The following is a 14,352-nucleotide window of genomic DNA, read 5'->3' as shown; positions in this document are numbered from 1 at the left end:
AACGGCAATAGCAATAAATAAGAATTGATAATCAACGATCTGCCCCCATTTATTGTATTCTGAAGCCATGCATTCAAGGCTTCCAGGCAACGAAGGACGGCGATGAAGCGACTTAAAAACGAAATCAATTCACTGGTAAACCGCGGCGTTGACCGTCATCTGCGACTGGCGGTGACAGGATTGAGCCGCAGCGGTAAGACGGCGTTTATCACCGCGATGGTGAACCAGCTCCTGAACCTGCACGCAGGGGCGCGTCTGCCGTTGCTTGGCGCGGTGCGGGAAGAGCGTTTGCTGGGCGTTAAGCGCGTCCCTCAGCGCGATTTTGGTATTCCCCGTTTTACCTATGACGAAGGGCTGGCGCAGCTGTATGGCGATCCGCCCGCGTGGCCGACGCCGACGCGAGGGGTCAGCGAAATTCGTCTTGCGTTGCGTTTCCGCTCGAATGAATCCCTGATGCGCCATTTCAAGGATACCTCCACGCTATACCTTGAAATCGTCGATTACCCCGGCGAATGGCTGCTCGACCTGCCAATGCTGGCGCAGGATTACCTCAGCTGGTCACGCCAGATGACGGGATTGCTGCAGGGGCAGCGCGCCGGGTGGTCAGCCAAATGGCGCCAGCTGTGTGAAGGACTGGACCCGCTTGCGCCAGCAGATGAAAACCGTCTGGCGGCCATTGCCGACGCCTGGACGGCGTATTTACACCAGTGTAAACAGGAAGGGTTACACTTCATTCAGCCGGGGCGCTTTGTTCTGCCGGGTGATTTAGCAGGCGCGCCTGCGCTTCAGTTTTTCCCCTGGCCAGATGTGGACGGGGTTGGCGAGTCGACGCTGGCGCAGGCTGATAAGCACACTAACGCCGGGATGCTGCGCGAGCGTTACCATTACTACTGTGAAAAAGTGGTTAAGGGATTTTATAAGAACCACTTTTTACGATTTGACCGTCAGATTGTGCTGGTGGATTGTCTGCAGCCGCTCAACAGCGGGCCACAGGCATTCAACGATATGCGCCTTGCCCTGACGCAGCTGATGCAAAGTTTTCACTACGGGCAGCGGACGCTGTTCCGCCGTCTTTTCTCACCGGTGATCGACAAACTGCTCTTTGCGGCCACAAAAGCCGATCACGTCACGGTCGACCAGCATGCCAATATGGTGTCGCTGCTGCAGCAGCTGGTGCAGGACGCCTGGCAAAACGCCGCCTTCGAAGGGATCAGCATGGATTGCCTTGGGCTCGCGTCGGTGCAGGCGACGCAAAGCGGACTGATTGACCTTAACGGCGAGAAAATACCGGCATTACGCGGGAACCGACTCAGCGACGGTGAACCGCTTACCGTGTATCCGGGCGAAGTGCCTGCGCGGCTGCCGGGTCAGGCCTTCTGGCAGAATCAGGGCTTCCAGTTTGAAGCCTTCCGCCCGCAGGCAATGAGCGTCGACAGGCCATTACCGCACATCCGTCTGGATGCGGCGCTGGAGTTTTTGATTGGAGATAAATTGCGATGACGGAACCGTTAAAACCGCGCATTGACTTTACCGGAACGCTTGAGCAGGACGCTCAGGAGGCGTTCAAAACGGCGCAGACGTTCAGCGGAACCCAGGCCGATAAATTTGCCCCGGCGCTGCAGGACGAGCCCGCTGTTGAGGACGGTCCGGCGGAGGCGGTCGTGGACGCCGCGCTGCGTCCAAAACGCAGCCTGTGGCGCAGGATGGTTACCGCCGGTCTGGGGCTGTTTGGCGTAAGCGTGGTGGCTCAGGGCGTGCAGTGGACGATGAATGCCTGGCAAACTCAGGACTGGGTCGCGCTGGGCGGATGCGCCGCGGGCGCGCTGATTGTGGGGGCGGGCGTCGGGTCGGTTGCCACCGAGTGGCGTCGACTCTGGCGTCTGTGCCAGCGCGCGCACGAGCGTGATGAAGCGCGGGATCTGCTCCACAGCCACGGCACCGGGAAAGGGCGCGCATTCTGTGAAAAGCTGGCCAGTCAGGCCGGAATCGATCAGTCGCATCCGGCGCTTCAGCGCTGGCACGCCGCCATCCATGAGACCCAGAATGACCGGGAAGTGGTGACGCTCTATTCCCACATGGTTCAGCCGGTGCTGGATGCTCAGGCGCGGCGCGAAATCAGCCGGTCTGCGGCGGAATCCACCCTGATGATTGCCGTCAGCCCGCTGGCGCTGGTCGATATGGCCTTTATCGCCTGGCGTAACCTGCGCCTGATCAACCGTATCGCGAACCTTTACGGTATAGAGCTGGGTTACTACAGTCGGCTCAGACTGTTTAAGCTGGTCCTGCTCAATATCGCGTTTGCCGGGGCGAGTGAGCTGGTGCGCGAAGTGGGAATGGACTGGATGTCGCAGGATCTGGCGGCGCGTCTCTCTGCCCGTGCGGCTCAGGGCATCGGTGCGGGATTATTAACCGCACGCCTGGGGATTAAAGCGATGGAAGTCTGCCGCCCGCTGCCGTGGATCGATGGCGATAAGCCCCGTCTGGGGGATTTCAGGCGTGAACTGATCGGCCAGCTCAAAGAGACGCTCAATAAAAAACCTGCGCCATGAGGTTTTGTTCACTAATCGTGCTGGCTGTCAATATTTGTTGACAGCCATCTTCCGGATCACCGTGTTCTGACATATCATTTTACTGTTATTGGCTTAAAACGGTGAATTTCCCATGCGTCTTGAAGTCTTCTGTGAAGACCGTCTCGGTCTGACCCGCGAATTACTCGATCTTCTTGTTTTACGTAGCATTGATTTACGTGGCATTGAGATCGATCCTGTCGGGCGAATTTACCTCAATTTTGCCGAAATTGAATTTAATACCTTCAGTAGCCTGATGGCGGAAATCCGCCGTATCGCTGGCGTTACGGATGTGCGCACCATTCCCTGGATGCCGTCCGAGCGTGAGCACCTGGCGCTGAGCGCGCTGCTGGAAGCCATGCCTGAACCGTTCCTCTCCCTGGATTTGAAAAGCAAAGTTGAGCGCGTTAACCACGCGAGCTGCCAGCTTTTCGCACAGAGTCAGGAGAAGCTGAGCAATCATCACGCCGCGCAGCTGATCCCCGGTTTTAACTTCCAGCGCTGGCTGGACAGCAATCCGCAGAACACGCACAGCGAGCATGTGGTGATTAACGGGCAGAATTTCCTGATGGAGATCACGCCGGTCTATCTGAAAGGGGAAGGGAATACCCGCGTGTTGACCGGGGCGGTGATCATGCTGCGCTCGACGCTGCGCATGGGTCGTCAGCTGCAAAACCTCTCCAGTCAGGACGTTGGCGCATTCAGCCAGATTATTGCCGTCAGCCCGAAAATGCGTCATGTGGTTGATCAGGCGCGTAAGCTCGCAAGCCTGACCGCGCCGCTGTTGATTACCGGGGATACCGGCACCGGGAAAGACCTGCTGGCTCACGCCGTGCATCTGGCGAGCCCGCGTGCGGCCAAGCCTTATCTGGCACTTAACTGCGCCTCGATTCCGGAAGATGCCGTTGAAAGCGAGCTGTTTGGTCACGCGCCGGAGGGCAAGAAAGGGTTCTTCGAGCAGGCTAACGGTGGCTCCGTGCTGCTGGACGAGATCGGCGAAATGTCGCCGCGTATGCAGGCTAAGCTGCTGCGTTTCCTGAACGACGGCACGTTCCGCCGCGTCGGTGAGGATCACGAAGTGCATGTGGACGTGCGCGTCATTTGCGCCACCCAGAAGAATCTGGTGGAACTGGTGCAAAAGGGGATCTTCCGCGAGGATCTCTATTACCGCCTTAACGTCCTGACGCTGAACATTCCGCCGCTGCGCGATTGCCCGCAGGACATTATGCCGCTTACGGAGCTGTTCGTCGCCCGCTTTGCCGACGAGCAGGGTGTGCCGCGTCCGAAGCTGTCTGCCGATCTGGGCACGGTGCTCATGCGCTACGGCTGGCCGGGCAACATTCGTCAGCTTAAAAACGCCGTTTATCGCGCGCTGACCCAGCTTGAAGGGTATGAGCTGCGTCCGCAGGATATCCTGTTGCCGGATTACGACGCCGGGACGGTATCCGTAGGCGAAGAGGCGATGGAAGGGTCGCTGGATGATATCACCAGCCGTTTCGAGCGCTCTGTGCTGACGCAGCTGTACCGCAGCTATCCCAGCACCCGCAAGCTGGCAAAACGCCTTGGCGTGTCGCACACCGCGATCGCAAATAAGCTACGTGAATATGGTTTGAATCATAAGAAAGGTGACGAATAACAAAAAAGCCTCTGCAAAGAGGCTTTTTACTTTTCACTTTAGATTTATTCCTTCGCCAGCGGCGTGTTAACGATGTCTGTTTTTGTCTCGCCCTGAATCGACGCAATCCTGCTTTCAACCTCTTTTACCTGCTGTGGGCTGTGGAGCAGGGTATAGGTCAGATCAAACTGCGCGCTGGCACCAGGCTGCAGCTGCTTAACCCGCTTCTGTTCGCGTTCAATCGTGACGGGGTAGGCGTAGCTGGTGCCCGGTTCAATGCCTGTGACATAACCCTGCTTCAGCGTGTCGGTGTTTTTCCATAAGGTCAGCACGGGCAGCTGGCGCGTATCAAACTGGATGGATGCGCCTTTATCTCCGGCTTTATTGACCACTGCCGCGAGCGTTTCGTGGTTGTTGTCAGCGAGCGGCTGAATATTAAAGACCATCTCATCAAAGCCTTTTGTCGGCCCGGCGTAGGTTTGCCAGTCGTTTACGCCCGCTTTGGCGTAGTCATTGAATGGGCTCACGCTCGCCGCCGGCGCAAGGAAACGTGCGCCTTCTTCGAGGATCGGCGTGCCGAAGTTGCTGTGATAGATGATTTGATAATCATGAGGGTAATCGGCATGGTTGGTCAGAACATCATGCAGACTGAACTGGTTAGTTCCGGGAACGTAGCGCAGTTCGGTCATGGTTTGCAGATCCGCTTTTTTGAACGTGCTCTCTTTGATTAAACCCCGAACGCGGATCTCATGCGGGGCGGTATCCGCCACCTCAACTTCCACCTGCGATACCGGTGTATTTCCGGCCCTGCCGTGAAGGGTGTAAATTTGCCCATCTGCGGTGACCGGATGACCTGTCCACTCGTAGCCACAGCGCACCATCATCTCGTTGAATCCATCCAGCCAGCCGAGACCGTTTCGGCTTTCAAGATTGATATAGGCAGGATTGACGACCTCTTTGACGGGGGAATTCCATCCCAGTCGGGTGCCAAACCCTTCAACGTGCAGAAGGTTCATGCCGCGTGTCGGGCTCAGGGTAATCGTCAGGCCATCTTTACTGCTAATAATGATGACTTTACTGCCTTCCTGCTTGCCGCCGTGTAAGATTTTTTGCTCAATGCTGAACGTCTGATCTTTAACTTTCAGCTCATCACTGGAAATCTTCCAATTTCCTTTCTCTACGCTGCTTTCAGCACTTGTCAGCACCCAGGTTTTAGCCGCGGCATGGCCAGAAACCAGGACCGCCAGGAGCGTAAAAGCGAATTTGATCTTCATAATTTATCCTTTTTTGCTGAAACGATTATCTTCTTTCGTAAGCAAATCTAATGTTTAGACAAAAAGGGAAATGTGATGGGCTTCACTCGGGATGAAAATAGGGGATTTTAACGATTATTATGCGTTGTTGATCACGATCATGTTACATATTGCTCTGATTATTGCAGGATTAATGTGACATGCGAGTATTTATGCTTTAACGATTCAGCTTTGAAATAATAAAAAACCCCGCCGAAGCGAGGTTGAGAATAAGTTGTATAGAATGCTAAGGACTTATTATGCTTTCAGCACGTCCAGCGCGGCAGTGTAGTCCGGCTCGGTGGTGATTTCGTTAACCAGTTCGCTGAAGACGACAGTGTCGTTTTCGTCCAGAACCAGTACAGCACGTGCTGCCAGACCTTTCAGTGGGCCTTCCGCAATGCTGACGCCGTATTTCTCGAGGAAATCTGCGCTGCGCAGGGTGGAGAGGGTGATAACGTTGCTCAGGCCTTCGGCACCGCAGAAACGGGACTGGGCAAACGGCAGGTCAGCGGAAATGCACAGCACAACGGTGTTGTCCATTTCAGTCGCCAGCTGGTTGAATTTACGCACGGATGCGGCACAAACACCGGTATCAATGCTTGGGAAAATGTTCAGTACTTTGCGTTTGCCCGCAAACTGAGCCAGTGTGACGTCAGACAGATCTTTAGCCACCAGAGTAAATGCCTGCGCTTTGCTGCCAGCCTGCGGAATGGAACCTGCTACAGCAACCGGGTTGCCCTGGAAATGAACGAGTTGTGACATAGATATCTTCCTGTTTACATATAGTTAACGTCGTGGCTAGTGTATGCCATCAGCAGATAACACGGCAAACCAAATTTTTCGCCTTTCCGGGCCGCAAGGAGTCAGTGATGAGAAGCGTTAAGGTCTATGAAGAAGCCTGGCCATTGCATACCCCGTTTGTGATCTCGCGCGGCAGCCGAAGTGAAGCCAGCGTGGTTGTGGTTGAAATTGAAGAAGAGGGTGTGAAAGGCGTCGGGGAATGTACGCCTTATCCGCGCTATGGGGAAAGCCTTGCATCTGTGATGGCGCAGATCATGACCCTGGTGCCAGACCTGCAAAAAGGGCTCACGCGCGAGGCATTACAGCAGCGTTTACCCGCCGGGGCGGCGCGCAACGCCATCGACTGTGCGCTCTGGAGCCTTGAAGCCGCTCAGCAGCAAAAATCGCTGACGTCATTGCTGGGCGTGGTCGTGCCGGAGTCCGTCGTGACCGCGCAAACGGTCGTGATTGGTGAGCCGGAGCAGATGGCCGCCAGTGCGAAAGCGCTCTATGACGCCGGAGCCACGCTGTTAAAAGTGAAGCTAGACGATCGTCTGATCAGCGAGCGGATGGTCGCTATTCGCTCGGCGGTTCCTTCAGCCACGCTGATTGTGGACGCCAACGAGTCGTGGCACCCCGAAGGGCTCGCCGCGCGATGCCAGCTGCTGGCTGACCTGGGGGTGGCGATGCTGGAGCAGCCTCTGCCGGTAAAAGAGGATGCGGCGCTGAAGAATTTTATCCATCCGTTGCCCGTGTGCGCGGATGAAAGCTGCCACACCCGCGAGAATTTAAGCGAGCTTAAGGGCCGCTATGACATGGTCAATATCAAGCTCGACAAGTCAGGCGGACTGACAGAAGCCCTGGCTCTGGCGGCGGACGCCCGGGCGCAGGGGTTCGCCCTGATGCTGGGATGCATGCTTTGCACCTCCCGGGCGATCGGCGCGGCGCTGCCGCTGGTCAATCAGGTTCGTTTCGCCGATCTGGATGGCCCTACGTGGCTGGCGGTTGACGTTTCACCGGCCCTGAAATTTACCAGCGGCGTGCTTCATCTCTGAGGCTGCCAGCGCAGAAGCTCCATCATGGCTTTTAAGTATTTTTCGCTGGCTTCGTCGGAGGAGATCGCCGGGAACTCAGCGGTGATGCAGGGCAAGCTTAAGTCGGCGCACCAGCTCCCGAATGATCCGGGTGTTTCATAACCCACGCTGGTGACGAGCGGCAGGTCGAACGCCCGTGCCAGCCACGCGCCCAGGTCAGAGTGGCGCGGCTCTTCAATGCAGGCCAGCGGATCGTGAAAGGAGACAACCCAGGCGGGGTGGATCTTATGGATAAGCTGGCACAGCGCCTGCGTTTCCGGCTCTGAGCCAGGGTTGTCTCCCGTCAGCAATACCACGTCTCGCTCCTCGGCGGAGCTGTTCCAGCGATAAACCGTTTCGCCAGCGCGCCAGTTTGCTGCCGGGAAATTACGGTTCAGGTCGACGCCCCGCGCATTCGCCCGCAATCCCAGCTGACAGCCATCCGGATTGACGGCAAGAATCACGTGATGACGTCGTAATGAAGGGGTCAATGTCCGTAGCGCGCACGAGAGCGTGACGACAGACGAGTTTTCATCACCGTGCGTGCCGGCAATAATCAAACCGCTGTCGCGATCGGCATCGGGGGCCGGGAACCAGATCAGCGATGCGCCTAAAAATGAGCGGCCATATTGTTCAGCGCCCGGAGGGAAGGCGCCGCGTTCCGCGCGGGGTCGGGTGGTTGCCATACGAAATCCTGATAAAGAAGTCTCTACTGGCAGTGTTGTGCAAAAGCCGCTGTTAATCAAATAGTTTCCGTAGCGGCTGAGAATTGCCTTAAATCACTATTCAGGCGTAAGTTATTTGCATTTCTTATTGTCGAAACAAATAATTACGCATCTGCTTGTTACCTGAATTTTTTAAAGGGGATCTTATGAAGCATCCTGTTTCGCGTCTTTTCACCGCACTGTGCCTGTGCGGGCTCTCTACACTCTCATACGCTGCTGATGTCCCACAGGGCACGGTGCTGGCGCAAAAACAGGAGCTGGTCAGACATATTAAAGATGAACCGGCTTCGCTCGATCCGGCAAAAGCGGTGGGGTTGCCAGAGATTCAGGTGATTCGCGATCTTTTCGAAGGGCTGGTGAATCAGAATGAGAAAGGGGAACTGACCCCGGGCGTGGCGACGCGCTGGCAGAGTAACGATAACCGTACCTGGACGTTCACCCTGCGTGATAACGCAAAATGGTCTGACGGTACGCCGGTCACCGCGCAGGATTTTGTCTACAGCTGGCAGCGTCTGGTTGACCCAAAAACGACCTCTCCGTTTGCCTGGTTTGCAGCGCTGGCAGGTATCAACAATGCGCAGGCTATCATCGACGGTAAGGCAGCGCCTGATACCCTGGGCGTGACGGCGGTGGATGCCAGGACGTTGCGCGTCCAACTGGATAAACCGCTACCGTGGTTTAGCAACCTGACGGCAAACTTCGCCTTCTATCCGGTGCAAAAAGCGAACGTTGAAAGCGGGAAAGAGTGGACGCGTCCGGGAGCGCTGGTCGGTAATGGCGCCTACGTCCTGAACGACCGCGTGGTGAATGAAAAACTGGTTGTCGTGCCGAACACCCACTATTGGGACAATGCGAAAACTGTCCTGCAAAAAGTGACCTTTATTCCGATTAACCAGGAATCGTCCGCCACGAAACGCTATCTGGCAGGGGATATCGATATTACCGAATCGTTCCCGAAAAACATGTATCAGAAGCTCCTGAAGGACATTCCGGGACAGGTGTATACGCCGCCTCAGCTCGGGACCTACTACTACGCGTTTAATACGCAAAAGGGGCCGACGGCCGATGCCCGGGTTCGTCTTGCCCTGAGTATGACTATCGATCGCCGCATTATGGCGGAAAAGGTGCTGGGTACCGGCGAAAAACCGGCCTGGCATTTTACCCCTGACGTGACGGCGGGCTTCACGCCTGAACCTTCGCCGTTCGAGCAGATGTCCCAGCAGGAGCTGAACGCTCAGGCCAAAACCTTGCTCCAGGCCGCAGGCTACGGCCCTCAGCGTCCGCTGAAGCTGAACCTGCTGTACAACACGTCGGAAAACCACCAGAAAATCGCCATTGCGGTGGCGTCCATGTGGAAGAAAAATCTCGGTGTGGATGTTAAGCTGCAAAACCAGGAGTGGAAAACCTACATCGACAGCCGCAACACCGGCAATTTTGATGTGATCCGCGCGTCATGGGTGGGGGATTACAACGAGCCCTCGACCTTCCTGTCCCTGCTGACCTCAACCCACAGCGGCAATATCTCGCGTTTTAATGACCCGGCTTACGATAAAATTATCCACCAGGCGACGCTCGAAACCACGGCGAAAGCGCGTAACACCGACTACAACACGGCGGAGAAAATCCTTATGGAGAAAGCACCTATCGCGCCTATTTACCAGTACACCAACGGTCGACTGATTAAGCCGTGGGTGAAAGGGTACCCGATCAATAACCCGGAAGACGTGGCGTATAGCCGGACGATGTATATTGAGAAGCACTGACGGTTATAAAACTGGCGCACCTAAGCGCCAGTTTTACAATGCATGACGCTTCCCGGCAGCGATGTGGCCGGAGCTGTTATTCTAATAACGCACTAAACTTCGCCAGCCACTGCGGATGGGCGGGCCAGGCGGGAGCCGTCACCAGGTTGCCGTCGACATGGGCCTGATCGATGCCGATCGTGGCGTAGTGTCCACCCGCGAGGCGTACCTCAGGTGCACAGGCCGGGTAGGCGCTACAGGTACGGCCTTTCAGGATGCCCGCGGCAGCGAGCAGTTGCGGGCCATGGCATACTGCAGCAATCGGTTTGCGCGCAGCGTCAAATGCCTGTACCAGCTTTAACACATCCTCATTTAGCCGCAGATACTCGGGCGCTCTCCCACCGGGGATGAGCAGTGCGTCGTAGTCCTGCTCCTTTACGGCGGAAAAGTCGGCGTTGAGGGTAAAGCGGTGACCGGGTTTTTCGCTATAGGTCTGGGCGCCGTCGAAATCATGGATTGCCGTCATGATGTAGTCGCCTTTTGGTTTGTCGGGGCAGACTGCATCCACCTGATGGCCAATCATCTGCAAAGCCTGAAAAGGCACCATGGTTTCGTAATCTTCGGCATAATCGCCCACCAGCATCAGGATCTTCTTGCTCATCATTCCTCTCCCTTGTCATTAAAGATGATTAAGATATAGCCTGGCGTGGCTGAAATGCCGGAAATAAAAAAGCCCGTCAGAGCACGGGCAACATAAGCAAATGAATAAGTGATTCGTTATCAACGTAGTTGGAGGATAACGGCGCGTATCTTACGCGGCTGTCAGGCTTGCAGATACCTGACAAATTCGGTAGGTGAAACAAGATATTAAACGTGCGTTATGGTGCATCGAAGGTCGGGTAAAGACTATTTTCGAGAAATTCGACGAGATACCAGATCTCACCGCTAAAAATAAACCATAAGCCAAATATAATAAGGAGCAAAATAATTAAGGTGAGTATTATTTCTGTTTTTCCCATTGCAGATTTTACCCACCTGAAGTTAATTGAGTCGAGGCAGGCATTGTAGCGGGGCTTTCCCCTATACTCCAGTTTCATGCTGCAAGGACTTTATTGCGTCCGTCATTTTTAGCGCGATACAGCGCGTCGTCTACCCGCTTAAACAGCTCATCAATCGTCTCACCCTGGTTATGTCGCGCCACGCCAATGCTAACGGTAAACCGCGGTAAGCCCGGAATCGTAATGCGGGCAACGGCTGCACGGATCGACTCGGCAATCTGCAACGCGATGTCGAGAGCGGTATGCGGCAGCAGGATAACGAACTCTTCGCCTCCCCAGCGGAACACCAGGTCATTCTCCCGGCTACAGGCTTCCAGCGTTCGGGAGAGGGCGATAAGCACCTCATCGCCCTTCAAATGACCAAACAGGTCGTTGATGTTTTTGAAGCGATCGGTATCCACCAGCAGCAGGCTAAACTGCTGTTGGGCAGGAAGATGATTCAGGTTGTTGGGATCGGTAATCGCGTAGAACTGGCGACGGTTGAGTAACCCGGTCATGGAGTCACGTAGCGCGGCATGTTCCAGCTCTTGCTCCAGTCTTTTTTGCTCGGTGATATCGTGGATGATGCACAGCATCAGCTTGTCACCGTAGATCTCAATGGGGCCGGCATACGTCTGAACGTGGCGGGTAGAGCCGTCGGCAAGGCGGTGAACAAAGTTGAGCGGCTTATGGCCGCCGGGCAGCGCGGCAATCGCAGTCATAATGGGCAACACGTCTCGCCCGAGAGTATTGATTTCCCAGGTATGTTTACTGCACATGTCATCATGTGAGTAACCGTAAAAATAGAGCGCGGCCAGGTTAGCATCAACAATCTGGCCATCGCGGGCCGGATCGATTAACAGCATCGGCGCGCTGTTGGTCTGAAAAAAACGGGCGTAAAACCCCTGTTTTTTCCGCCGGTAGGTTGCGGAGCGGCTGGCCTTTAGCCCAGAGAGAATGTGCTGGGCGATCCCCTCGAAAACAATCACATCTCCCCAGGGGGCATAATGGGCAAGCGAGAGACGACAGCTTAGCGGCGTATCCTGTCCATCCCGGCTTATTGTCCAGATTTCGACGATCTCCTGCCCGGTTTTCAGTTCAGGTACATACATCGACAGGAGGTGCTGTGCATTCGCGGAATAGAGGCCTTTACGCAGCTGGTCCAGCGTCTTCTCTCCCATAAGCTGCGTTGCGGTCACATTCGCAAAAACGATCGCTTCCGAAGCGGGGGAAATCAGCCACACAGGTGTTTTAATGACGTTCAGCGCTTCAAAACCGTTTTGCGACATAGGCATTTCCTGTTCATCGGCTCAATGCGCCTGACAATCATGACAGACGTGATGAGTGTCTACTGCTTTGAAACATACTCTACTCAACCCCGTCAGGCATGGTTTTTTTGTGAAATAAATGCGGGGTCCGTTTGAATTTTATTAATGGGTATAATTTGCCTGTCGGAGTTTATCTGCAGAAGCAGCCACGGCACCTGTTCGGCAGGTAAGGGGCGGGAGAAAAGATAACCCTGCAGGTAGTCGCAGCCGAGACGGGTGAGAACCTCCTGCTGCTCTTGCGTTTCAATCCCTTCAGCCACCACGTTCATCTCCATGGTTCGGGCGATACTCATGATGGTTTCAACCAGCTTGTAGCTTTTTTCATTTTCCAGCATCGACGTCACAAAGCTTTTGTCGATCTTGAGCTCTTTTGCCGGCAGCACGCTCAGCATCAGCAGGTTCGAGTAGCCCGTACCGAAATCATCAATCGATACGGTGATCCCCGCATGATTAAACGCGTTGAGTAACTCAATGCTGCGGTCGAGATTTTTCAGCGCGGTGCTCTCCGTAACCTCAAGGATTAGTCTGGACGGGGACAAGCTATATTTTTCCAGCATCGACGATACGATGTGGAAAATGTCCGGCTGTTCGAACTGGACGGGGGATAAGTTGAGCGACAGCGTCCACTGGCTAAACCCTTGTTCAGTCCAGAAATGCAGCTGTCGACATGCCGCTTCAATGGCCCAGTTGCCCACCGGAATAATTAAGCCGGTTTGTTCCAGCGAGGGGATAAACAGGCCCGGCAGAACAACGCCTTGCTCAGGGTGCCGCCAGCGCAGCAGGGCTTCAAAACCATGGATAGTCTTCTCTTGTGCATACCAGGTTGGCTGGTACCACAGTTCAAACTGATCGCGCTCAAGCGCCTGAGAGAGTTCCTGCAGAAAACCGGGTTTTGCCGGGATTGCTGTCGACATCTCGGATCGGTAGTGCGCCCAGCCGTTCCGGCCGTCGTCTTTGACGTGATGCAGGGCTGCATCCGCCTTGAGCTTTAGCTCATGCAGCGTTTCGCCATCCTGAGGATAGAGGCTGACGCCCGCACTAATTGTCGTGCTTAGCGTATGACCACAGATCGAAAGAGGACGTCGCACATCCTCGAGCAACGACGCGAGCAGGGCGTTGAGTTTGTCGTCGTCACATTCCGGTACCAGCAGGATAAAGGCGTCACCTCCCAGCCTTGCCAGGGTCATCTCACGCGTGAGACGGGAAGTGATGCGCTGTGCAACGGTGATCAATAACTCATCGCCGACGCTGTGACCCCAGGTATCGTTGACGCGTTTGAAATGATCGACGTTCAGGAAAATGACGGCAAATTGCCTGTTACTCAGCAACGCGCTGCGCAGGCAGTCCTGCATGCGGATGTCCATCTGATGGCGATTCGCGAGTCCGGTGAGTGCATCAAAGCGCGCCTGCAGCTCAAGCTGCCGATTGAGCTGCCGCAGATTGTCCGTCAGCCGGCCGGTACGCCGGTGAGAGTCGACAAGGGAAATAATCAACATCACGCCAAGCAGGCAGAGCGTGGTGACCGAAACCCAGATGGATAACCCGAGCTCGCCGATCCCGCCGGGAAGGGTATGCGACATTTCCGGGTAATGCGCGGCACTCATGCCGGTATAGTGCATCGCACAAATGGCGGCGGCCATGACCAGGGCCGCGAGAAGGCGCTCGATAAAAACCCCTTTGTCTCGCAGGCGGAAAGCCAGCCACAGCGCAGTGCCGGAAGCCACCACGGCAATGACCACGGACAACCCCACAATACGGCGATCCCAGATGATGCTGCCATCCAGCATCAGGGCCGCCATACCGATATAGTGCATGGATACCACGCCTGCGCTCAGGATTGCGGTGGCAACGATGGGGCGAAAGAGAGACCGTTTTTTTCCCGCGACGGCAATATCAAGGGCCGTGGTCGACGCAATAACCGCGACGCCCAGCGATGCAAGGGTTAACCAGAGGTCATAGCGCATCATCATGGGCATTTGCATCGACAGCATGCCGATAAAGTGCATCGACCAAATGCCGATGCCGAGCGAGATGCCACCGGCCATACGCCAGAACAGGGCAGCCTTTCGGCTGGAAAGGGGGATCTTTCCGGCACTGTCCAGCGCCACAAAGGAGGCGATAAACGCCACCAGATAAGAGATAGCGATTAACACAGGGTCCCACGATATATTGAGCATTATGCAATCCCAC

General features: G+C 55.5%; 12 protein-coding genes. 5 read left to right on the top strand and 7 right to left on the bottom strand.

The annotated features are described in order from the left end of the window. The first annotated feature begins 102 nt into the window (after positions 1-102). From ACMWJS_RS05730 to tyrR, 3 genes are all read left to right on the top strand, one after another. Positions 103-1,500, top strand: coding sequence for a YcjX family protein (locus ACMWJS_RS05730; RefSeq protein WP_045415711.1), 1,398 nt, complete (start codon positions 103-105; stop codon positions 1,498-1,500). Then, the gene (locus ACMWJS_RS05725) at positions 1,497-2,549 is read left to right on the top strand and encodes a TIGR01620 family protein (protein WP_414746783.1); all 1,053 of its coding nucleotides are present in this window, start codon (positions 1,497-1,499) and stop codon (positions 2,547-2,549) included. Before ACMWJS_RS05730 ends, ACMWJS_RS05725 begins: the two co-directional genes overlap by 4 nt. A gap of 112 nt (positions 2,550-2,661) precedes the next feature. Further along, positions 2,662-4,203 (top strand): transcriptional regulator TyrR, encoded by a 1,542-nt coding sequence (gene tyrR, locus ACMWJS_RS05720; protein WP_008501254.1) that lies wholly within the window; start codon positions 2,662-2,664, stop codon positions 4,201-4,203. 44 nt (positions 4,204-4,247) lie between these two features. Here tyrR and ACMWJS_RS05715 read toward each other — a convergent pair whose 3' ends face one another. Together ACMWJS_RS05715 and tpx are read right to left on the bottom strand one after the other, a co-directional pair. Continuing rightward, positions 4,248-5,456 (bottom strand): aldose 1-epimerase family protein, encoded by a 1,209-nt coding sequence (locus ACMWJS_RS05715; RefSeq protein ID WP_063621831.1) that lies wholly within the window; start codon positions 5,454-5,456, stop codon positions 4,248-4,250. A 276-nt stretch (positions 5,457-5,732) separates the two neighbouring features. Further along, positions 5,733-6,239: a thiol peroxidase gene (tpx, locus tag ACMWJS_RS05710; RefSeq protein ID WP_023335907.1), complete on the bottom strand. Its 507-nt coding sequence runs from the start codon at positions 6,237-6,239 to the stop codon at positions 5,733-5,735. Between the two features lie 107 nt (positions 6,240-6,346). Here tpx and ycjG point away from each other — a divergent pair, with 107 nt between their 5' ends. After that, entirely contained in the window at positions 6,347-7,312 is a 966-nt protein-coding gene (gene ycjG / locus ACMWJS_RS05705) for an L-Ala-D/L-Glu epimerase (protein WP_262810953.1), read from the top strand. Here ycjG and mpaA read toward each other — a convergent pair. Next, positions 7,303-8,016 (bottom strand): murein tripeptide amidase MpaA, encoded by a 714-nt coding sequence (gene mpaA, locus ACMWJS_RS05700; protein WP_414746782.1) that lies wholly within the window; start codon positions 8,014-8,016, stop codon positions 7,303-7,305. The genes ycjG and mpaA overlap by 10 nt on opposite strands. Positions 8,017-8,201: 185 nt before the next feature. On the opposite strand from mpaA, the gene ACMWJS_RS05695 reads away from it, so the two are divergent. Further along, positions 8,202-9,818 (top strand): peptide ABC transporter substrate-binding protein, encoded by a 1,617-nt coding sequence (locus ACMWJS_RS05695; RefSeq protein WP_414746781.1) that lies wholly within the window; start codon positions 8,202-8,204, stop codon positions 9,816-9,818. Between the two features lie 76 nt (positions 9,819-9,894). On the opposite strand, the gene ACMWJS_RS05690 is transcribed toward ACMWJS_RS05695, so the two are convergent. The 4 genes from ACMWJS_RS05690 to ACMWJS_RS05675 form a co-directional block, all read right to left on the bottom strand. Beyond that, positions 9,895-10,458 carry a DJ-1/PfpI family protein gene (locus tag ACMWJS_RS05690; protein ID WP_196352900.1) on the bottom strand — a complete coding sequence of 188 codons (564 nt, stop codon included), beginning with the start codon at positions 10,456-10,458 and terminating at the stop codon, positions 9,895-9,897. A gap of 217 nt (positions 10,459-10,675) precedes the next feature. Next, on the bottom strand, positions 10,676-10,816 hold the full coding sequence (locus tag ACMWJS_RS05685) for an Ecr family regulatory small membrane protein (protein WP_045909000.1): 141 nt from the start codon (positions 10,814-10,816) through the stop codon (positions 10,676-10,678). A 74-nt stretch (positions 10,817-10,890) separates the two neighbouring features. Continuing rightward, positions 10,891-12,123 (bottom strand): sensor domain-containing diguanylate cyclase, encoded by a 1,233-nt coding sequence (locus ACMWJS_RS05680; protein WP_262752306.1) that lies wholly within the window; start codon positions 12,121-12,123, stop codon positions 10,891-10,893. Between the two features lie 92 nt (positions 12,124-12,215). Continuing rightward, positions 12,216-14,339: a putative bifunctional diguanylate cyclase/phosphodiesterase gene (locus ACMWJS_RS05675; protein ID WP_045908853.1), complete on the bottom strand. Its 2,124-nt coding sequence runs from the start codon at positions 14,337-14,339 to the stop codon at positions 12,216-12,218. Positions 14,340-14,352 lie beyond the last annotated feature (13 nt).

Origin of the sequence: Enterobacter sp. HK-058-C-ECC, assembly GCF_047531125.1 — a bacterium.
GTDB lineage: Bacteria > Pseudomonadota > Gammaproteobacteria > Enterobacterales > Enterobacteriaceae > Enterobacter > Enterobacter quasiroggenkampii.
Note: the sequence above shows the minus strand (reverse complement) of the source record. Positions and strands in the feature narration are given on the sequence as shown.